At 61.3% G+C, this 19,741-nt stretch carries 17 protein-coding genes and 2 tRNA genes; 5 read left to right on the top strand and 14 right to left on the bottom strand.

The features are described 5' to 3' along the window. Positions 1–45: 45 nt before the first annotated feature. The 6 genes from F1002_RS11395 to tig all read right to left on the bottom strand — a co-directional run bounded on the left by F1002_RS11395 (position 46) and on the right by tig (position 6,372). Positions 46–121, bottom strand: a tRNA-Val gene (locus F1002_RS11395). A gap of 61 nt (positions 122–182) precedes the next feature. Next, on the bottom strand, positions 183–455 hold the full coding sequence (locus F1002_RS11390) for an HU family DNA-binding protein (RefSeq protein ID WP_150429138.1): 273 nt from the start codon (positions 453–455) through the stop codon (positions 183–185). A 166-nt stretch (positions 456–621) separates the two neighbouring features. Next, positions 622–3,036 (bottom strand): endopeptidase La, encoded by a 2,415-nt coding sequence (gene lon, locus F1002_RS11385; RefSeq protein WP_150429137.1) that lies wholly within the window; start codon positions 3,034–3,036, stop codon positions 622–624. A gap of 70 nt (positions 3,037–3,106) precedes the next feature. Beyond that, positions 3,107–4,357, bottom strand: a complete 1,251-nt coding sequence (gene clpX / locus F1002_RS11380) for an ATP-dependent Clp protease ATP-binding subunit ClpX (RefSeq protein ID WP_150429136.1) — start codon at positions 4,355–4,357, stop codon at positions 3,107–3,109. 13 nt (positions 4,358–4,370) lie between these two features. Next, a complete protein-coding gene (gene clpP, locus F1002_RS11375) occupies positions 4,371–5,000 on the bottom strand; it encodes an ATP-dependent Clp endopeptidase proteolytic subunit ClpP (RefSeq protein WP_150429135.1) in 630 nt (209 codons plus the stop codon). 67 nt (positions 5,001–5,067) lie between these two features. Continuing rightward, positions 5,068–6,372: a trigger factor gene (tig, locus tag F1002_RS11370; protein WP_150429134.1), complete on the bottom strand. Its 1,305-nt coding sequence runs from the start codon at positions 6,370–6,372 to the stop codon at positions 5,068–5,070. A gap of 166 nt (positions 6,373–6,538) precedes the next feature. Between tig and F1002_RS11365 the strand changes: the two genes are divergently transcribed. Both F1002_RS11365 and F1002_RS11360 read left to right on the top strand, forming a co-directional pair. Then, positions 6,539–6,614, top strand: a tRNA-His gene (locus F1002_RS11365). A 57-nt stretch (positions 6,615–6,671) separates the two neighbouring features. Next, the gene (locus tag F1002_RS11360; protein ID WP_150429133.1) at positions 6,672–8,141 is read left to right on the top strand and encodes an aminoacyl-histidine dipeptidase; all 1,470 of its coding nucleotides are present in this window, start codon (positions 6,672–6,674) and stop codon (positions 8,139–8,141) included. Between the two features lie 9 nt (positions 8,142–8,150). Here the strand turns inward: F1002_RS11360 and F1002_RS11355 are convergent, their stop codons facing one another. From F1002_RS11355 to dapC, 6 genes are read right to left on the bottom strand one after another with little or no spacing between them, the layout of a single operon-like run. Then, entirely contained in the window at positions 8,151–9,020 is an 870-nt protein-coding gene (locus F1002_RS11355; RefSeq protein ID WP_150429132.1) for a fused MFS/spermidine synthase, read from the bottom strand. A 9-nt stretch (positions 9,021–9,029) separates the two neighbouring features. After that, positions 9,030–9,926: a 50S ribosomal protein L3 N(5)-glutamine methyltransferase gene (prmB, locus tag F1002_RS11350; RefSeq protein ID WP_150429131.1), complete on the bottom strand. Its 897-nt coding sequence runs from the start codon at positions 9,924–9,926 to the stop codon at positions 9,030–9,032. Then, positions 9,923–11,056 carry a succinyl-diaminopimelate desuccinylase gene (gene dapE / locus F1002_RS11345; RefSeq protein WP_150429130.1) on the bottom strand — a complete coding sequence of 378 codons (1,134 nt, stop codon included), beginning with the start codon at positions 11,054–11,056 and terminating at the stop codon, positions 9,923–9,925. Before dapE ends, prmB begins: the two co-directional genes overlap by 4 nt. After that, positions 11,057–12,244 carry a PilT/PilU family type 4a pilus ATPase gene (locus tag F1002_RS11340; protein WP_150429129.1) on the bottom strand — a complete coding sequence of 396 codons (1,188 nt, stop codon included), beginning with the start codon at positions 12,242–12,244 and terminating at the stop codon, positions 11,057–11,059. Between the two features lie 27 nt (positions 12,245–12,271). After that, positions 12,272–13,087: a 2,3,4,5-tetrahydropyridine-2,6-dicarboxylate N-succinyltransferase gene (gene dapD / locus F1002_RS11335; protein ID WP_150429128.1), complete on the bottom strand. Its 816-nt coding sequence runs from the start codon at positions 13,085–13,087 to the stop codon at positions 12,272–12,274. Between the two features lie 17 nt (positions 13,088–13,104). Beyond that, complete coding sequence (gene dapC, locus F1002_RS11330; protein ID WP_150429127.1) at positions 13,105–14,295, bottom strand: succinyldiaminopimelate transaminase; 1,191 nt, start codon at positions 14,293–14,295, stop codon at positions 13,105–13,107. A 58-nt stretch (positions 14,296–14,353) separates the two neighbouring features. Between dapC and F1002_RS11325 the strand changes: the two genes are divergently transcribed. Both F1002_RS11325 and F1002_RS11320 read left to right on the top strand, forming a co-directional pair. Then, positions 14,354–14,734 carry a hypothetical protein gene (locus F1002_RS11325; RefSeq protein WP_150429126.1) on the top strand — a complete coding sequence of 127 codons (381 nt, stop codon included), beginning with the start codon at positions 14,354–14,356 and terminating at the stop codon, positions 14,732–14,734. A gap of 145 nt (positions 14,735–14,879) precedes the next feature. Then, positions 14,880–15,296, top strand: coding sequence for a hemerythrin family protein (locus F1002_RS11320; RefSeq protein ID WP_150429125.1), 417 nt, complete (start codon positions 14,880–14,882; stop codon positions 15,294–15,296). Positions 15,297–15,305: 9 nt separating this feature from the next. Here the strand turns inward: F1002_RS11320 and F1002_RS11315 are convergent, their stop codons facing one another. Continuing rightward, on the bottom strand, positions 15,306–15,620 hold the full coding sequence (locus F1002_RS11315) for a hypothetical protein (RefSeq protein ID WP_150429124.1): 315 nt from the start codon (positions 15,618–15,620) through the stop codon (positions 15,306–15,308). 12 nt (positions 15,621–15,632) lie between these two features. Beyond that, a complete protein-coding gene (locus tag F1002_RS11310) occupies positions 15,633–16,106 on the bottom strand; it encodes a nucleoside deaminase (protein ID WP_150429123.1) in 474 nt (157 codons plus the stop codon). A 109-nt stretch (positions 16,107–16,215) separates the two neighbouring features. Between F1002_RS11310 and smc the strand changes: the two genes are divergently transcribed. Then, the gene (gene smc, locus F1002_RS11305) at positions 16,216–19,725 is read left to right on the top strand and encodes a chromosome segregation protein SMC (RefSeq protein WP_150429122.1); all 3,510 of its coding nucleotides are present in this window, start codon (positions 16,216–16,218) and stop codon (positions 19,723–19,725) included. The last annotated feature ends 16 nt before the right edge of the window (positions 19,726–19,741 follow it).

The raw sequence follows: 19,741 nt of genomic DNA, 5'->3' as shown, positions 1-19,741 counted from the left end.
GGAGCAGGGTTTCGAGACTTCGTTGTACTTTGGGAGAGGACCGCTTGGTGGGTGCTGACGGGGTCGAACCGCCGACATTCGCCTTGTAAGGGCGACGCTCTACCAACTGAGCTAAGCACCCGCTCCATCAACGCAATACGTAGCCGGCTTTGTCCCGTCTTTGCGTATTGCGCCGGTGACGATTAGTTGCAGGCGTCCTTCAGGCCCTTGCCGGCGCGGAACTTCGGCGACTTGGCGGCCTTGATTTCCAGGGTCTTGCCGGTTTGCGGGTTGCGGCCGGTGCGGGCAGCGCGCTCACCGACGTAGAAGGTGCCGAAACCGATCAGGCTGACCGAGTCGCCCTTCTTCAGTGCACCGGTGATGGCTTCAACAGCGGCATCCAGAGCACGGCCAGCGGCAGCCTTGGAGATGTCGGCTTGGGTGGCGATGGCGTCGATCAGTTCAGATTTGTTCATATTGAAGTCCCCTAAAAATAGGATTTGGAGTGGTGAAAACTTTGCGAGGACGGATTTATATCTCTCGCGAAATCCTTGTGTCAAGCGGATTTTCGGTCATTTCACCGCGGGGAGGAAGGAGGGAAAGCTGCCAGAGCGCACGCCGCTGGCATCCTTCCCTTCAAAATCAATGAGTAACGACGGTCGAGGCCGCAACCGCATCGGTGGCGGCCTGGACGCCTGAATTGGCGTCGCTTTCGGCCGGCAGCGCTTCCGGCTTGTGTTCCAGTGCTCTTTCCAGAACCTGGTCGATCCACTTGACCGGTACGATCTCGATCTTGTTCTTGATGTTGTCGGGGATCTCGGTGAGATCCTTGACGTTCTCTTCCGGTATCAATGCCGTCTTCAAGCCACCACGCACGGCCGCCAGCAGCTTTTCCTTGAGGCCGCCGATGGCCAGTACCTCGCCGCGCAGGGTAATCTCCCCGGTCATGCAGACGTCGCAGCGGACCGGGATGCCGGTGTACGAGGAAACCAGCGCGGTGGTCATGGCGATGCCGGCGGACGGGCCATCCTTCGGGGTGGCTCCTTCCGGAACGTGGATGTGGATGTCGGTCTTCTCGAACGCCTCGTCCTTGATGCCCAGGCGGTGCGAGCGGGCTCGAACCACCGAGCGGGCCGCTTCGACCGATTCCTTCATCACGTCGCCCAGCGAGCCGGTGCGGATGATGTTGCCCTTGCCCGGCATGTTGGCGCATTCGATGGTCAGCAGTTCGCCGCCGACTTCGGTCCACGCCAGCCCGGTGACCTGGCCGACCTGGTTTTCCTTCTCGGCCATGCCGAAGCTGTAGCGACGGACGCCGAGGAACTTGTCGAGATTCTTGGCGTTGACGGCGATCTTCGAATCCCGTTTCTTGAGCACGAGCGTCTTGACGATCTTGCGGCAAATCTTGGAAATCTCGCGCTCGAGCGCACGAACGCCGGCCTCGCGGGTGTAGTAGCGGACGATGTCGCGAATGGCGCTCTCGGCGACCATGGCTTCCGTCTTCTTGACGCCATTGTTCTTCAGCTGCTTGGGCAGCAGGTAGCGCATGGCGATGTTGACCTTCTCGTCCTCGGTATAGCCGGACAGGCGGATCACTTCCATGCGGTCGAGCAGCGGCGCCGGGATGTTCAGGGTATTGGCCGTGGCCACGAACATCACGTCGGACAGGTCGAAATCGACTTCGACGTAATGATCCTGGAAGGTGTTGTTCTGCTCCGGGTCGAGTACTTCGAGCAAGGCAGATGATGGGTCGCCACGGAAGTCCTGGCCGAGCTTGTCGACTTCGTCGAGCAGGAACAGCGGGTTGCGGACGCCGATCTTGGTCAGGCTCTGCAGGATCTTGCCCGGCATGGAGCCAATGTAAGTGCGACGGTGGCCGCGGATTTCAGCCTCGTCACGTACACCGCCCAGGGCCATGCGGACGAACTTGCGGTTCGTCGCCTTGGCGATGGACTGGCCGAGCGAAGTCTTGCCGACACCCGGGGGGCCAACCAGACACAGGATGGGGGCCTTGACCTTCTCGACGCGCTGTTGCACGGCGAGGTACTCGACGATGCGTTCCTTGACCTTGTCGAGACCGTAGTGGTCCTGGTCGAGAATCGACTCGGCGGCGCGCAGATCCTTGCTGATACGCGTCTTCTTGCGCCACGGCAGGCCGATCAGCGTTTCGATGAAGTTGCGGACGACGGTGGCTTCGGCCGACATCGGCGACATCAGGCGCAGCTTCTTCAGCTCACTCTGCGCCTTGGCCAGGCCTTCCTTGCTCATGCCGGCGGCGGTGATCTTCTTGTCCAGTTCCTCGAGATCGGCACCTTCCTCGCCTTCACCGAGTTCCTTCTGGATGGCCTTGACCTGTTCGTTCAGGTAGTACTCGCGCTGGCTCTTTTCCATCTGGCGCTTGACGCGGCCCCGGATGCGCTTTTCGACCTGCAGGATGTCGATTTCGGCTTCGAGTTGGGAGAGCAAGCGGTCGATACGGTCGCGGATGCTCTCCATCTCGAGCACTTCCTGCTTCTGCTCGAGCTTGAGCGGCAGGTGGGCGGCAATGGTGTCGGCCAGGCGGCCGGCGTCCTCGATGCCGGCGATGGAGGAGAGAACCTCCGGCGGAATCTTCTTGTTCAGCTTGACGAACTGGTCGAACTGGGCGACCACGGCGCGGCGCATGGCCTCGATCTCGTGATCCTCGATGCCCGGCTGGACGAGCGGGGTAGCGGTGGCCATGAACACCGAAGCCTGGACGTCGATGGCTTCGACGTGGGCACGCTGGGTGCCTTCAACCAGCACCTTGACGGTGCCGTCGGGCAACTTGAGCATCTGTAGGATATTGGCCAGGCAGCCGATACGGTACAGGTCGTCGGGTTCCGGCTCATCCTTGGCGGCGGATTTTTGGGCCAGCAGCAGGATGTTCTTGCCCGACTCCATGGCCATTTCGAGGGCCTTGATCGACTTCGGACGGCCGACGAAGAGCGGGATGACCATGTGCGGAAACACGACGACATCGCGCAACGGCAGCAGCGGCAGTTCGACGGTTTCCGGGAGGGTGTTGGGGTTCGACATTACGAAGCCTTTGAAATAGGTATGTTCCCCCTAAGTGGGGGCGGGAAACCGGGTTTCAAGAGCCCCCGGCTCAGTTCGAGCCGGAAACCTTGGGCTGGTCAGCGTAAATGAGCAGTGGCGGGGTATCGCCGGTAATCATGTTCTCATCGATGACGACCTTTTCGACATTCTCCATGCCGGGGAGTTCGTACATCGTGTCCAGAAGGGCATGTTCGATGATCGAGCGCAGGCCGCGCGCGCCCGTCTTGCGTTCCAGCGCCTTCTTGGCGATGGCCGAGAGGGCGGGCGGACGGATTTCGAGCTCGACATCTTCCATTGCGAACAGCTTTTGGTACTGCTTGACCAGTGCGTTCTTCGGCTCGGTCAGAATCTGGACGAGAGCGGATTCTTCCAGCTCCTGCAGCGTGGCGACGACCGGCAGGCGGCCGATCAGCTCCGGAATCAGACCGAACTTGATCAGGTCTTCCGGCTCGGCGTCGAGCAGGATCTTGCCGTCGTCCTTGCTCTTCACTTCGGCGCCGAAGCCGATGCCGCCGCGTTCCGAGCGGTTCTGGATGACTTTTTCCAGGCCGGCGAAGGCGCCGCCGCAAATGAACAGGATGTTGGTGGTGTCGACCTGCACGAAGTCCTGGTTCGGGTGCTTACGACCGCCCTGCGGCGGAATCGAAGCGGTGGTGCCTTCGATCAGCTTGAGCAGGGCCTGCTGCACGCCTTCACCAGAAACGTCGCGGGTGATCGACGGGTTGTCGGACTTGCGCGAAATCTTGTCGATTTCGTCGATATAGACGATGCCCTGCTGCGCTTTTTCGACATCGTAGTCGCACTTCTGCAGCAGCTTCTGGATGATGTTCTCGACGTCCTCGCCGACGTAGCCGGCTTCGGTCAGCGTGGTGGCATCGGCCATCACGAAGGGGACGTTGAGCAGACGGGCCAGCGTCTGGGCGAGCAGGGTCTTGCCCGAGCCGGTCGGGCCGATGAGCAGGATATTGCTCTTCGACAGCTCGACATCGCCGGCATTCTTGGCGGTGTGGCGCAGGCGCTTGTAGTGGTTGTACACGGCGACGGACAGGATACGCTTGGCGACTTCCTGGCCGATCACGTACTGGTCGAGAATCGAACTGATCTCGCGCGGCGTCGGCAGGTCCGAACGGCCGGCCTTGGCCGCTTCTTCCGGCAGCTCATCGCGAATGATGTCGTTGCACAGCGCGATGCACTCGTCACAGATGAACACCGACGGGCCGGCGATCAGCTTCTTGACCTCATGCTGGCTCTTGCCGCAGAAGGAGCAGTAGAGCAGTTTTTCCTGGCTGCCTTTGGTCATCTGTCGTTCTCCGTTAAGCCGCTTCGCGGCGGGTCAGAACCTTGTCGATCAGGCCGTATTCGGCCGCTTCGGCCGACGACATGAAATTGTCGCGGTCGGTGTCGCGTTCCAGGCGTTCCAGCGGCTGGCCGGTGTGCTCGGCCATGATCCGATTGAGCTTATCCTTGATCGACAGGATTTCCTTGGCGTGGATGGCGATATCCGAAGCCTGGCCCTGGAAGCCGCCCAGCGGCTGGTGGATCATCACGCGCGAGTTGGGCAGGGCGAAACGCTTGCCCTTGGCGCCGGCGCAGAGCAGGAAGGCACCCATCGAGGCGGCCTGGCCGATACACAGCGTCGACACGTCCGGCTTGATGAACTGCATGGTGTCGTAGATCGACATGCCTGCCGTCACGGAACCACCCGGCGAGTTGATGTAGAAATAGATGTCCTTGTCCGGGTTTTCGGCTTCAAGGAACAGCAATTGGGCAACGACCAGATTGGCGCTGGCGTCGTTCACCGGGCCGACAAGAAAGATCACCCGCTCTTTCAACAGGCGCGAATAGATGTCGTACGCGCGTTCGCCGCGTCCGCTCTGTTCCACCACCATCGGGACGAGGCCCAGAGCCTGCGGATCCCAGTTGCCTGCGTTGTCGATATTCATGTCAGCCCTTGTGTGTTGCTTGTTGATTACGTTCAGGACGCTTGCCGCATTTGCGACAAGGTCGAGATTACTGCTTTTGGCCCATCAGTTCATCAAAAACGGCAACCTTGTCGGACACCTTGGCCTTGCTCAGTACCCAGGTGACCACGTTGTTCTCGATGGCGACGCCTTCGACTTCCTGCAGGCGTTGCGGTTGCGCGTAGTACCAGCGGATGACTTCTTCCGGCTGCTCGTAGGAGGCTGCGGTTTCCTCGACCATCGCACGAACCTGCTCCGGGGTTGCCTGGAGCTTTTCGGTCTTGACCACTTCGGCCAGGATCAGGCCCAGGGTGACACGGCGCTTGGCCTGGTCGGCAAACCATTCCGGCTGGATCGGCAGATCCTTGACCTTCATGCCGCGCTGTTCCATGTCCTGGCGGGCAGCCTGCATCAGGCGCTGGATTTCCATGTCGACCAGCGCGACCGGTACGGTGATCGGGTTGGTGGCGAGCAGGGCTTCCATGACCTGGTCCTTGATCTTGCCTTCGATACGGCGCTTCACTTCGCGCTTCAGGTTGGCTTCGATCTCGGCGCGCATCTTGGTCACGTCGCCGTCGGCGATGCCCATGCCCTTGGCAAATTCGGCGTCGACTTCCGGCAGTTGCGGGGCTTGAATCTGCTTGACGGTGATCTCGAACTGAACTGTCTGGCCTGCCAGGTCCTTGGCGTGGTAGTCAGCCGGGAAGGTCAGGTCGAACGTCTTGGATTCACCAACCTTGGAGCCCTCGACGGCGTTTTCGAAGTCCGGCAACATCATGCCTTGGCCGAGAACGAACGGGTAATCATTGGCCTGGCCGCCCTGGAACGGCACGCCGTCCTTCTTGCCGAGAAAATCGATGACGACGCGGTCTTCCTTGGCGGCGGCACGGTCGGCGTCGACGTAGGAAACGCGTTGCTTGCGCAGGATGTCGAGGGTCTTGTCCACTTCGGCGGCGCTGACTTCCAGCGTCGGACGCTCGATGTCGGAGGCGGACAGATCACCAATGGCGAATTCCGGGTAGGTTTCGAAAATCGCGGTGAATTCGAGGTGAGTGGTGCTTTCGGTGGTCTTCGGCTCGATGCGCGGATAGCCGGCAACACGGGTCTTCTGGGCGGTGACGGTCTCGCCGAAGACGCGGTCGAGTTCCTCGGACAGGACTTCGTGGCGGGCCTGGTCGCCATACTGCTGCTTGACGATGTTGAACGGCACCTTGCCCGGACGGAAGCCAGGCATCTTCATATTCTTGCCCATGCGCTTCAGGCGTTGTTCCATTTCCTTCTCGACATCGGCGATGGCGATGGAGAGATCGACGCGGCGTTCGAGTTCGTTAGCTTGTGCAGTGGTTGCTTCCATGAGTATTCCTTGTGACTACGGAGCCGAGAAAAAAATTAAGCCGATAATAATATCACGGTCGATCAAATGCCGCGCTGCCGGCGCCAATTCGGATAAATGTCGATTTTCTGCAAAAGCCTGTAGACAGAAGCGAATGAGCATCGTACAATGCGCGCCTTCTTCGACGGCGGCATTAGCTCAGTCGGTAGAGCACTGGATTGTGATTCCAGGTGTCACCGGTTCGATCCCGGTATGTCGCCCCAGATTTAAACCCCCGAAAGTCGAAAGACTCTCGGGGGTTTTCTCTTTGGAGTTTGGCGATGCCTCAGTCCTCAACTGTACCCCCGGTATTTGCCGGACTTCAGCCCGCTGCCGTGTGGGCGCATTTCGCTACCCTCTGCCGCATTCCACGGGCTTCCAAGCATGAGGCGGCCTTGCGCGCCGAGTTGCTGGCCTGGGCGCATGAGCGAGGATTGGCGGCGGAGGTCGATGCGGCAGGTAATCTGCTTGTTCGCAAGCCGGCAACGGCGGGGCGAGAACATGCTCCGGACGTAGTGTTGCAGGCGCATCTGGATATGGTTTGCCAGAAAAACAGTGACAGCGCTCACGATTTCCTGCGCGATCCGATTGTTCCGGTTCTCGAGGATGGCTGGCTGCTGGCTGAGAAAACCACACTGGGGGCCGATAACGGGATTGGTGTGGCACTGATTCTGGCCGTTCTCGACAGCCGGGATATAGCGCACGGCCCGATCGATGCCTTGTTGACGGTCGATGAAGAGGCCGGCATGGGCGGTGCGCGCGGCTTGGCCCAAGGGGTATTGCGGGGCCGCTTGATGCTGAATCTGGACACCGAGGAATGGGGTGAGTTTTATCTCGGCTGCGCCGGCGGACTGGATGTCAACGTCGAGCGTCCGGGCCGGCCGGATGCGATGCCTGACGGCTATCAGGGTTGGCAGATCGCGTTGAACGGCTTGCGCGGCGGGCATTCCGGTGTCGATATCCATGAGGGGCGCGGCAACGCGATCAAGCTGCTGGTGCGCGTGCTGCGCCGGCTGGAATCGGATTTTCCCCTGCGACTGGCGGAGTTGCGGGGTGGTACGGCACGCAATGCCTTGCCGCGCGAGGCGGCCGCTTCATTTGCGCTGCCCCGGGGGATGGGCGATAGTCTGGCTGTTGCCGTGGCGGAACTTCAGGCGCAGCTGCGCAGCGAGCTGCAAGGGATTGAGGATGAGCTGGTGCTCGCTGTTTCGCCGTGTATGCCGGATTCGCTGTTGATGCCTGACGAACAAGCGCTCTGGCTGGCGAGCTTGCATGCGGCACCGCACGGCGTGCGCTCGATGAGCCGGCAGGTGCCTGGCGTGGTCGAAACGTCGAACAATCTTGGTATGGTCAATCTGGGGCCGGCGGGCGGTTCATGCAATTTCATGGTGCGCTCGTTGCGCGATAGCTGCAGTTTGGCCCTGGCCGACGAGATCGCCAGTCTGTGGGCGCTGGGCGGTACGGCGGCGGTGAAGGATGGCTACTATCCCGGATGGGCACCGAATCCGGTGTCAGCGTTGTTGAAGGTTTGTCAGGCTGTCTATAAGCGCGATTTCGCTGCCGATTCGAGCGTTCAGGTGATTCATGCCGGCCTGGAGTGCGGCATCATCGGCGCCAAATATCCCGGGCTGGACATTGTTTCCTTCGGGCCGACCATACGCGGTGCGCATGCGCCGGGTGAGCGGGTCGAGGTGGCGTCGGTGGCCCGCTGCTGGCAACTGCTGACGGCTATCCTGGCCGAATTGCGCTGAACGGAGCGTTCAGCGCCGCCGGATGGCTTCGCGGCGGGCGAGGCCCAGCTTGCTGGAACGTTCCATCTTTTGCACGAAAGCCGGAAAGTCCAGGCCGAACTTGGCGCGCAGTTCCTTGGCGTAATTGTGCAACCAGCGCCAGCGTGGCTCGAAGTAGCTTTCCTTGAAGGCATATAGCACGTGGTTGCCGTCGTCCGGCACCGAAATGACGATTACTTGGTCGTCAAAAACGTGCATGACCTCGCCGATCAGTCCGGTGTAGCTTTCCTTTTCGCCGGCCAGGTTGATCACCAGCACCCCGTTGCCGGCCAGCTTGGCGTAAGCGTTCTCGAAGAATTCGCGGTTGGCCAGGCCGGGTGCGAAACCGGTCCTGTCGAAAGCATCGACAAGCAGGACATCGAGGCCCTTGTCGGCTGTTTCGAGAAACTCGGCACCGTCCCCGTTGATGATCTGCAGGCGGTCATTGTCCGCTGGCACCAGGAAGGTATCGCGGAAGGCAATCACCTCAGGGTCGAGTTCGACGGCGGTCATGTGCGTGCCGGGCATGCGGTGGTAGCAGAACTTGACCAGCGAGCCACCGCCCAGGCCAATCAGCGCAATGCGTTTCGGACGTGGCTGAAAGAGCAGGAAGGCCATCATCTTTTGCGTGTAGCGGATGGCCAGGTCGTTCGGTGCCTTGAGCGACATTTCGCTCTGCATCAGGCGGACGTTGAAATACAGGAAGCGCGATTTCCCGTCGTCGATGACAAAAGGCTTGGGATAGCTTTCGTCGAGCAGCTGGGCGCGCAACTCGCCAGCCCGTGCCCAAGGCGGTTCGTGCAGCAGCACCGTGCCCGTTTCGACTTCGAACGGGCTGGGCAGTTCGTACAGCTTGCTCAAGCGGCGAACTTAATCGGGCAAGTCCGCGGCGTGGAGCAGAAAGACGTATTCGTCACCGGCGGCCGTATCGAGCCAGGTAAAGGGCAGGGTCGGGTAGGCAGCTTCCAGGGCGTCGCGGTTGTGACCGATTTCGACAATCAGGATGCCGTTCTCGGTGAGATGCTTCTTTGCCTCGCGCAGGATGATGCGCGTGAAATCGAGACCGTCTTCACCCGAGCCCAGTGCCAGTTCCGGCTCGTGCAGGTATTCCGGCGGCAACGCGGCCACCGATTCGGCATTGACGTACGGCGGATTCGAGATGATCAGGTCGAACTTGCGTCCATCCAGATTCTTGAATGCGTCGGAGCGAATCAGCTCGATGCGTTCGTAAAGCCCGTAATCGGCGACATTGCGTTCGGCGACGGCAATGGCATCCGGAGACAGGTCGACGGCGGCGACTTCGGCGTTGGGGAAAGCGATGGCCGTCAGAATGGCCAGGCACCCCGAACCGGTGCATAGATCGAGGGCTGATTCGATGGCCCACGGATCGTCGATCCACGGAGCCAATTGTTCCTCAAGCAGTTCAGCGATAAAGGAGCGCGGGACGATGACTCGGTCGTCGACATAGAAACGGTGTTCGCCGAGCCAGGCTTCGTGCGTCAGGTAGGCTGCCGGCAGGCGATCCTGGCAGCGGCGATGGTAGATGTCGAGCAGTGCCTCGCGCTCATGGGGGAGCAGCCTGGCATCGAGGAAGGGTTCCAGGCGGTCGAGCGGAAGATTCAAGGTATGGAGCGTCAGGTAGACCGCCTCGTCCCAGGCGTTGTCGCTGCCATGGCCAAAGAACAGCTTGGCGGCGGTGAAACGACTGACCGCGTAGCGGAGATAGTCGCGGACGGTGATCAGTTCGGTGGTGGCGGTGGTGCTCATGCGCTCAGCGTTTGTTCGAGAATGCGCCGATAGACGGCAGATAGCTTGGGATAAGAGTCGACGGTGATGCACTCGTCGATTTTGTGGCTGGTGGCGTTGACCGGACCGATCTCCAGCATTTGCTTGCAGATGTCGGCGATGAAGCGTCCATCGGAGGTGCCGCCCGTCGTCGATAGCTCGGTTTCGATACCGCAGACCTCGCGGATGGCGGTCGAGGCGGCATCGGCCAACGGTCCGCGTCCGGTGAGGAAGGGGCGGGCGCCGAGCGTCCATTTGATCTCGTAGTCCAGCTTGTGCTTTTCCAGAATGGCGCACAGACGGGCTTGCAGCCCTTCCGGCGTGCTCGCCGTCGAGAAGCGGAAGTTGAACTTGACCTCGACGCTACCGGGCACGACGTTGGTGGCTCCGGTACCGCCGTGGATGTTGGAAATCTGCCAGGTGGTCGGCTGGTAGTACTCATTGCCCCGATCCCATTCGGTGGCGGCCAGTTCCGCCAGGGCTGGCGCAGCTTCATGGATGGGGTTGCGACCTTTTTCCGGGTAGGCGATGTGGCACTGGATGCCCTTGACGGTCAGTACGCCCGACAGTGAGCCGCGACGGCCATTCTTGATCATGTCGCCGAGGGTGTCGACCGACGTGGGTTCGCCAATGATGCAGAAATCGATGGTTTCGCCGCGTGCCTTCAGGGCTTCAACAACGATGACGGTGCCGTCGGTGGCATCGCCTTCTTCATCGGAGGTCAGCAGGAAACCAAGCGAGCCCGGAAAGTCCGGGTTGGCGGCGAGGAAAGCTTCCACGGCGGTCACCGAAGCAGCCAGCGAGGACTTCATGTCGGCCGTGCCGCGGCCATAGAGCATGCCGTCACGGATTTCCGGAGCAAAGGGTGGCGAGGTCCATTTTTCCAGCGGGCCAGTCGGTACCACATCGGTGTGGCCGGCGAAGACGAAGAGTGGTGCCTGGGTACCGCGTCGTGCCCACAGGTTGGTGACGCCATTACGGTTGATGTATTCGAGGGTAAAGCCCAGCGGTTTCAGGTGGGCACCGATGATCTCCATGCAACCGCCATCTTCGGGCGTGACGGAGTGACAGGCGATCAGATTTTTCGCCAGCTCAAGTGTGGGGTCGGACATTTATCGGGTTTCTTCGTCGTGATCGGCGAGGCTGAGCGTGAACTCCTTGAACGATGCGCCGCCTTCGTTGGTGCTGTCGAATTCCAGCGCAACGTCGGATTTCTTGTCATCCTTGCCGTTGGCCGATCCGAACTCGGAGTTGTTGATGAGCCATGACAGGTTGGTCGGCGAATCGGCATTGGCCAAGGCTTCGTCGATGGTAATGGTGCCGGCACTGTACAGATTGAACAGGTCCTGCTCGAAGGTCTGCGATCCCGGCGCGAGTGTTTGTTCCATCGCATCCTTGATGCCCTGGACTTCGCCACGCTCGATCAACTCGCTGATGTGGCGGGTGTTGAGCATGATTTCGCAGGTCGGGATACGCTTGCCGTCGGGTTTCTTGACCAGGCGCTGCGAGACGATGGCACGCAGGGCTACCGAGAGATCGAGGAATAGTGCCGGGCGGTTCTCGGCCGGAAAGAAACTGATGATGCGGTTCAGCGCATGGTAGCTGTTGTTGGCGTGCAGCGTGGCCAGGCAGAGGTGGCCGGTTTGTGCATAGGCGATGGCCGCCTGCATGGTGTCCTTGTCCCGGATTTCGCCGATCAGGATGCAGTCCGGTGCCTGGCGCATGGCGTTCTTCAGCGCCGAATGCCAGTCCTGCGTATCCATGCCGATTTCGCGCTGGTTGACGATCGATTTCTTGTGCTTGAACAGGAATTCGATCGGGTCTTCGACGGTCAGGATGTGCCCTGAGCGGTTTGCATTGCGATGGTCGAGCATGGAGGCGAGGGTGGTCGACTTGCCCGAGCCGGTGGCGCCGACGATCAGGATCAGGCCGCGCTTTTCCATGATCAGCTCGCCGAGGATGTTCGGCAGGCCGAGTTCGTCGAGGGCCGGGATATTGCCCAGGATAAAGCGGACGACAATGCTGGTCGAGCCGCGCTGGCGGAAGATGTTGACACGGAAGTTGCCAACGTTGGGGACGCCGAAGGAGAGGTTCATCTCCCAGTTCGTCTCGAAGGTCTTGATCTGGTCCGGCGACATCAGTTCGTAGGCAATCTTCTCGATCATGTCCGGCAGCATGATCTGCTGATTGACCGGGATCGTATTGCCCTGAATCTTGATGTGGATCGGCGCGCCTGCGGAAATGAAGATATCCGAGGCCTGCTTTTCGGCCATCAGCTGGAACAGTTTGTCGAGGATCATGACAAGACCTTCGTGGATTGACGGAACTTAGGCGCGCAGCAACTCGTTGATGCTGGTCTTGGAGCGGGTCTGGGCGTCGACCTTCTTGACGATGATCGCGGCGTACAGGCTGTACTTGCCGCCATCCTTCGGCAGGTTGCCGCTGATCACGACGGAGCCCGGCGGGATCTTGCCGTAGGTGATTTCGCCAGTTTCGCGGTCGTAAATCGGGGTGCTCTGGCCGATGTAAACGCCCATCGAGATAACCGAGTTCTCACCGACGATCACGCCTTCGACGACTTCCGAGCGGGCGCCAATGAAGCAGTTGTCTTCGATGATGACCGGGCCGGCCTGGATCGGCTCGAGCACGCCGCCGATACCGACGCCGCCGGACAGGTGAACGTTCTTGCCGATCTGGGCACAGGAGCCGACGGTGGCCCAAGCATCGACCATGGTGCCTTCATCGACATAGGCGCCGATATTGACGAATGAGGGCATCAGCACGGCATTCTTCGCGATGAACGCACCTTTGCGGGCGAAGGCGCCCGGCACGACACGGAAGCCGCCGGCCTTGAACTGCTCTTCGGTCCAGCCCTGGAACTTGGTATCGACCTTGTCGTAGAAGCGGACGTCGCCGGCTTCCTGGACGCGGTTATCGCGGGTGCGGAAGGAGAGCAGCACGGCTTTCTTGGCCCACTGGTTGACGACCCATTCGCCGTTGACCTTTTCAGCGATGCGCAGCTTGCCGGCGTCGAGGTCGGCAATGACCGATTCGATGATCTTGATAGCGTCGGTCGATTGGGTGGTCAGCTCGGTGCGCTTTTCCCAAAGTTCGTCGATGGTGGCTTGCAGCGGATGGCTCATGTGAAGTTCTCTCTTGGTTACAGTTGTTGTGCGAATTGGCGGATGCGCTGGGTTGCTTCGAGGCACTCAGCCAGCGAGGCAACCAGTGCAATGCGGATGAAATTGGCGCCCGGATTGACACCCTGCGATTCGCGGGCGAGGAAGCTGCCGGGTAGAACCACGACATTATAGTGTTCGAGCAAGCCGCGGGCGAACTCGGTGTCGGTGATCGGGGTTCTTGCCCACAAGTAGAAGCTGGCGTCCGGCATGCCGGTATCCAGTACCTCGGAAACCAGCGGCGTGCACGCCGCAAATTTCTCGCGATACTGGTTGCGGTTGTCTAGGACGTGGGCTTCGTCGTTCCAGGCAGCCATCGAGGCGGTCTGCACCGGGGGCGACATGGCACAGCCCTGATAGGTGCGGAACAGCAGGTATTTCTTGAGAATGGCCGCATCGCCGGCGACAAAGCCGGAGCGCATGCCCGGCACGTTCGAGCGCTTGGACAGGCTGGAGAACATGACCAGGCGTTCGTTTCCACGGCCAAGCAGCTTCGCGGCCTGCAGCCCGCCAATCGGCGGGTTGGCTTCGTTGAAGTAAATTTCCGAATAGCACTCGTCGGAGGCAATCACGAAACCATATTTGTCGGACAGCGCAAACAGCGTTTTCCAGTCCTCCAGCGACAGCACCTTGCCGGTCGGATTGCCCGGCGAGCAGACGTAGAACAACTGGACGCGCGCCCATTCGGCTTCGCTCAGCTGGCCGTAGTCGAAGGCAAAGTCGTTTTCCGGCAGGTTGTTCAGGAAGCGGGGCTCGGCACCGGAGAGGTAGGCAGCCCCCTCGTAGATCTGGTAGAACGGGTTCGGACTCACGATGAGCGGAACGTGTCCGCGACTGGGGTCAATCACCGTTTGTGCAAAAGAAAAGAGGGCTTCGCGGGAGCCGTTGACCGGGAGAATCTCCGTTTCGGGATTCAGATCGAGGCCGTATCGGCGCTGGCACCAGCCGGCAATGGCCTGGCGCAATGCCGGCAAGCCCTGGGTGGTCGGATAGTTGGCCAGGCCTTTGAGGCCGCCAGCCAGTGCGTCCATGATGAAAGCAGGGGTGGCGTGCTGGGGCTCGCCGATGGATAGCTTGATTTCCTTGTGTTGCGGGTTCGGCGTTACACCGGCAAACAAGGCACGCAGCTTTTCGAAGGGATAGGGCTGGAGTTGGGCGAGATGCGGATTCACGTCGGACATCGAATAGGTGTAAAAAGCCGATTATCGCCGAAAACGACTTGCCTGCCTCATGAACCGACGCGTTATGCTTTCCGTTGTCCTGCCGCTGCTTTTGGCGGCTTGCGCCTTTGGTTATCACGCCCGCGGCACGCTCAGCGGCATTTCCGGCGAGTTGCGCGGCAAGGCGTTTCCGGGCAATGCGCAGGGCGGCGGGCGCTTTGCGCTGGCCGATCCGGAAGGGCGACTTCGCTGCGAGGGCGAGATGGCGCCGTCGCAATCCGCAACGCCTTCAGGGAGCTGCGAGGGCGAGACGGGGCATGGGATTGTCCGCTGTAGCGACGGGCGCGTGATGGCTGCACGCTGGACTGCCATTTCGTGTCGGGCTTTTCGGGGAGATGCCGAGGATGAACAGGGCAATCGCCTTGAGTTTCGCGTTGAACGTCGGCGGTGAGGCTATCCCTAAAGGAATATTGTCAAAATTGTAATATTCGTCTAGATTTGGCATGAATCTGGCCGCGTATATAGGCGGAATTCGGGATTGCTAGCTGGGGAGGAGCATGCGTAGTTCATCACTGTCTTATTTGCCAAGCACGCTGGTGATCGATGTCCCGGAAATCGACGAGCAGCACGCGGGTCTTTTCGAGCAGCTCGAAACATTCAAGGTCTCCTGCATCGACCATAACGCCTATCAAGCCGACGAGGCCGAGGCGCTTTTTGCGACGCTGGAGGCCCATTGCCGGACCGAGGAGCGGCTCGCTCGCCAGTCGGGACTCGATTTTAGCGGGCATGGCGAAAAGCACCGGCTCATGCTGCGCGGTATCCGGAAAATGCTCAATGACATGGAAAAACCGGGGGCCGACGTGTTCAGCCTGATCCGCTATGTTGATTACTGGTTTGAAAGGCACATCCAAGAAGAGGACAGGAATCTCGGCATCAACCTGAGGCAGGTGGCATTTGCCGAGGTCGGGGAGCAGTTTGCGGATGAACTCCTGGAGCAGCGCGTCTCGGGATGAGCGCTGCCGTCAGCCGAGCAAGGTGACGCGTATTTTCTGGAACAGGCTCAGACTCGCCCACCAGAGCAGCCCCTTTTCACGAAACAGATCGCCGCTGGGCGTAAGGGTCAGTTTGCGTGCCCCGAACTCGGTGCGGCCCGTTTCGGCGATAAAGCCCGATTCCATGAGGTAACGGGCGATGGCGGGCTGGATCTGCTGCCCGCCCAGCGTCCAGCGCGACCCGTATCCTTCGTCGTCGCCGCTCAGCATCAGCATTGGTTCGCGGGCAATGAAACGCAGGACTTGCAGGGTTTCTGCGCGATGAGGGATGGTTTCGGGCAGCATCGGAATGCTGGCTCAGTAGGTAATGCGTGTCGGGTTTGCAGACCAGGCGATCAGCGGTTCCAGGGCACCCGGTAGCGGACGGTGTTCCATGACGATGCTGCGCTCGGAGAAATGCCGGTTCAACTCACCATATAAAGTGTCATCGCAAAAACCGACGGATGCGGCTTCGATCCGGCTGTTGGCGAAAACCACGCGGCCGATGCGCGCCCAATAGGTGGCCGCCAGGCACATCGGGCAGGGTTCGCTGGAGGCGTAGAGGGTGCAGCCGGTCAGGTGAAAATTGCCCAATTGCGCGCAAGCCGAGCGGATCGCGGAAACTTCGGCATGAGCGGTGGGATCATGGCTGGCGACGACCCGGTTCCAGCTTTCCGCGATGATCCGGCCGTCGCGGACAATGACCGCACCGAAGGGGCCGCCTTCGCCGGCTTCGCTGCCAAGTCGCGCCAGTTCGATGGCACGGGTGAGGAAAACATCGTCGGAGTGCATGCGCTTGCCCTCGGGGTGGCGACCGTGAAGCGTTTAAGGCGTCGGTGTCATGGATGCTATCATATGGCCCCCGCTGCGGTGCAGCATGGTGCCCCGGGCGGAATAATTCATGCGTCTGACAAAACTCAAACTCGCCGGTTTCAAGTCCTTCGTCGATCCGACTTCCGTTGCCCTGCCGGGGCAGCTGGTCGGGGTCGTCGGTCCCAATGGCTGCGGCAAATCCAACATCATGGATGCCGTGCGCTGGGTGCTGGGCGAATCCAAAGCCTCGGAACTGCGCGGCGAGTCGATGCAGGATGTCATCTTCAACGGCTCGACCAACCGCAAGCCGGTGTCGCGGGCCTCGGTGGAACTGATTTTCGACAACTCGCTGGGCCGCGCCATGGGGCAGTGGTCGCAGTACGCCGAACTGTCGGTCAAGCGCGTGCTGACACGGACCGGCCAGTCGGACTATTTCATCAACAACCTGAAGGTCCGCCGCAAGGACATCACCGATCTTTTCCTGGGGACCGGCCTCGGGCCGCGTGCCTACGCCATCATTGGCCAAGGCATGATCTCGCGCATCATCGAAGCCAAGCCGGACGACCTGCGCGTCTTTCTTGAGGAGGCTGCCGGCGTCACCCGCTACAAGGAGCGGCGCAAGGAAACGCAGGGTCGCCTGGAAGATACCCGCGAAAACCTGCTGCGCGTCGAGGATATCCGCGAGGAACTCGGTCACCAGATCGGTCGCCTGGAGGCGCAGGCCGAAGTGGCGCGCCGCTATCAGGGGCTCAATGAACAACTGGTTCGGCGCCAGCAGCTGCTCTGGCTGCTGAAGAAGCGCGAAGCGGAGGCGGAACGCCAGCGTCTGGCGCTCGAAGTCGAACGCGCGACAACCGACCTTGAAGCGCAGAGTGCGGCATTGCGCGAAACCGAGGCGCGTGCCGAGGAGACCCGCGAGGCGCATTTTTCTGCCGGCGATGCGCTGCATGCGGCACAGAGCGAGATGTATGCGGCCAATGCCGAGGTGGCGCGTATCGAGGCCGAGATTCGCCATCGCCGCGAGTCGCGCAGCCAGCTCGAAGCGCGCCTGGTGCAGTTGGAAGGTGAGTTGGCGCATTGGACGGCGACCGCCGAAAAGCTGGCCGAAGATCGCCTGCGCTGGGAGGAGCAGCAGGAGATGAACCGGCTGCGCGTCGACGAGGCCGAGGAACGTCTTCATCAGCAAATGAATCTGGCGCCGCAGGTCGAGGAAGATCACGCCCAGGCCCAGGAGGAACTGCAGCGACTGAAAACGCGCACGACGAACGGCGAGCAGAAGCTGGAAGTCGAGTTGACCAACAAGTCCCACGCGCAGCGCGCCCTGCAGGCCATCACCCAGCGCCGCGAACGCCTCCGTGAGGAAACCTTTGGCGATGCGCCGGACGAGCTCGAGCTCGCCGAGAAGGAAGAAGAACTGTCGCTGTTGCGCGAGGAACTTGCCGGCGACCAGGACCAGTTGCAGCAACTGCAGCAGGAGATGCCACAGCTTGAGGCGCGCCGCCGTGAAGCCCAGGCCGAATTGCAGCGCATCGAACGGGAGCTGGCTGCCGGCCAGGCCCGCCGTGCCGCCTTGGAACAGATGCAGGTCAAGACCCAGGCGGCCGGCAAGCTGCCGGAATGGCTGCGCCGCCATGGTCTGGAGACCGCGCCGCCCCTGTGGCAGAAAATTCATGTCGAGGCCGGCTGGGAGGATGCCGTCGAGGCAGTGCTGCGCGAACGCCTGTCGGCCATTGCCTGCGGCGACCCGGCGAAGCTCGACGAATGGCTGCACGACCGTCCCGAGGCGCGGCTGGCCGTGGCCTTGCCGGGGGGCGTGGATACGGAGCGGATTTTCCGGGCGACCGGCGGGTGTCTTGCCGAACGCATACGCTGCGTCGATGCGGGCTTGTCGGCCGTCCTCGCCGATTGGTTGTCGCCGGTGCGTACCGCCGAAACGCTGGCCGACGCGTTGGCCGGGCGTGCCGGGTTGGAGGCCGGGACGGCGATCGTGACCCGGGGCGGCGATCTGGTGACGGCGACCAGCGTCACCTTCTTTGCACCCGATGCCGGCGAACACGGCCTCCTCGAACGGCAGCGCGAGATCGAAACGCTGGCCGAGGGCATTGCCCAGGCCGAGGATCGTTCCGAGTCGCTGCGTGAGCAGCTGGCGATGTTCGACGAGCAGGTTGGCGACAAGCAGGAGGAGATGGACGAGATCCGCCAGTACGTGACGGATCGCCAGCAGCGCGTGCATGTCGTGCAGATGGATGTGTTGAAGATGACGCAGGCCATCGAGCGCTACAAGGAGCAGAAGGAAAGAATCAGCGAGCAGCTGGCCGAACTTGCCGAGGAGGAAGAGGGTGAGCGTGAGCGCGAAATGTCGGCCGACGAGCGTATCGAGGAAATCCGCGACGGTTTGAGTCGCATTCGTGTGCTGGTATCCGGTGCGCAGTCGCGCCTCGATGAGTGCGAACGGGCGGTTCGCGCCGAACGCGAACGCAATGCCGATCTCGACCGGGCACTGCGCGAGGCACAGTTCTCGCTGCGCGAGGCGGACGGCAAGCTGCAGGATGTCTTTGCCCAGCAGGCCGTGGCCCAGCGCGAGCTGACCCGCATCGAGAAGGACCGCACCCTGTGCGCCGAGCAGGTCGAGGCGGCGCCGCCGGATGTCATGGAAGGCCAGCTTCAGTCTGCGCTGGAAGCACGGCAGGCTGCCGAACTGATTCTGGCCGGAAAGCGGGACGAACTCGAAAATGCCACCAATGCCTTGCGCGCCCTCGATGAGCAGCGACTGAAGATCGAGCAGGGGCTGGAGCCGCTGCGCGTGCGTATCGGCGACCTGAAGCTGAAGGAGCAGGCGGCGGCGCTCAATACCGAGCAGTTTGCCTTGCAGTTGCTGGAGGCCGGGGCCGATGAGGGCTTGCTGCAAGCGGAGCTTGGCACGGCGCGCGCGCCCGCACTGCAGGGCGAAATCACCCGCCTGACCAATGCCATCGCCGAGCTGGGGGCGGTCAACATGGCTGCCTTGCAGGAACTGGAGACGGCCACCGAGCGCAAGGGCTACCTCGACATGCAGGCGGCCGACCTGAACGAGGCGATGGAAACGCTGGAAAACGCCATCCGCCGCATCGACCGCGAGACCCGCGATCTGTTGCAAAACACCTTCGATACGGTCAATGGGCATTTCGGTCAGCTTTTCCCGGAGCTGTTCGGCGGTGGCCGTGCCGAGTTGGTGATGACCGGTGACGAGATTCTCGACGCCGGCGTTCAGGTTATCGCGCAGCCGCCGGGCAAGAAGAACTCGACCATTCACTTGCTGTCGGGTGGTGAGAAGGCGCTGACCGCCATCGCGTTGGTCTTCTCGATGTTCCAGCTCAATCCGGCACCGTTCTGCCTGCTCGACGAGGTCGATGCGCCGCTCGACGACACCAATACCGAGCGTTTCTGCGGCATGGTCAAGAAAATGTCGGGAGCAACCCAATTCCTGTTCATTTCCCATAATAAAATCGCGATGGAAATGGCCGAGCAGCTGGTCGGCGTCACCATGCAGGAATCCGGTGTTTCGCGCGTGGTGGAAGTGGATATCGAAGAAGCCTTGAAGATGAGGGATGCTGCCTGAGGCGCTCCCGGGAAGA

The organism is Dechloromonas sp. CZR5, from assembly GCF_008711155.1.
Taxonomy (GTDB): Bacteria; Pseudomonadota; Gammaproteobacteria; order Burkholderiales; family Rhodocyclaceae; genus Azonexus.
The sequence above is the reverse complement of the archived record's forward strand: the minus strand, read 5'-3'. Positions and strand labels throughout refer to the sequence as shown.

What these genes read in the sequence shown, in the direction of transcription:
- F1002_RS11390 (WP_150429138.1), bottom strand. Translation starts at nt 455, where the DNA reads ATGAACAAATCTGAACTGATCGACGCCATCGCCACCCAAGCCGACATC.
- lon (WP_150429137.1), bottom strand. Translation starts at nt 3,036, where the DNA reads ATGTCGAACCCCAACACCCTCCCGGAAACCGTCGAACTGCCGCTGCTG.
- clpX (WP_150429136.1), bottom strand. Translation starts at nt 4,357, where the DNA reads ATGACCAAAGGCAGCCAGGAAAAACTGCTCTACTGCTCCTTCTGCGGC.
- clpP (WP_150429135.1), bottom strand. Translation starts at nt 5,000, where the DNA reads ATGAATATCGACAACGCAGGCAACTGGGATCCGCAGGCTCTGGGCCTC.
- tig (WP_150429134.1), bottom strand. Translation starts at nt 6,372, where the DNA reads ATGGAAGCAACCACTGCACAAGCTAACGAACTCGAACGCCGCGTCGAT.
- F1002_RS11360 (WP_150429133.1), top strand. Translation starts at nt 6,672, where the DNA reads ATGCCTCAGTCCTCAACTGTACCCCCGGTATTTGCCGGACTTCAGCCC.
- prmB (WP_150429131.1), bottom strand. Translation starts at nt 9,926, where the DNA reads ATGAGCACCACCGCCACCACCGAACTGATCACCGTCCGCGACTATCTC.
- dapE (WP_150429130.1), bottom strand. Translation starts at nt 11,056, where the DNA reads ATGTCCGACCCCACACTTGAGCTGGCGAAAAATCTGATCGCCTGTCAC.
- F1002_RS11340 (WP_150429129.1), bottom strand. Translation starts at nt 12,244, where the DNA reads ATGATCCTCGACAAACTGTTCCAGCTGATGGCCGAAAAGCAGGCCTCG.
- dapD (WP_150429128.1), bottom strand. Translation starts at nt 13,087, where the DNA reads ATGAGCCATCCGCTGCAAGCCACCATCGACGAACTTTGGGAAAAGCGC.
- F1002_RS11325 (WP_150429126.1), top strand. Translation starts at nt 14,354, where the DNA reads ATGAACCGACGCGTTATGCTTTCCGTTGTCCTGCCGCTGCTTTTGGCG.
- F1002_RS11315 (WP_150429124.1), bottom strand. Translation starts at nt 15,620, where the DNA reads ATGCTGCCCGAAACCATCCCTCATCGCGCAGAAACCCTGCAAGTCCTG.
- F1002_RS11310 (WP_150429123.1), bottom strand. Translation starts at nt 16,106, where the DNA reads ATGCACTCCGACGATGTTTTCCTCACCCGTGCCATCGAACTGGCGCGA.
- smc (WP_150429122.1), top strand. Translation starts at nt 16,216, where the DNA reads ATGCGTCTGACAAAACTCAAACTCGCCGGTTTCAAGTCCTTCGTCGAT.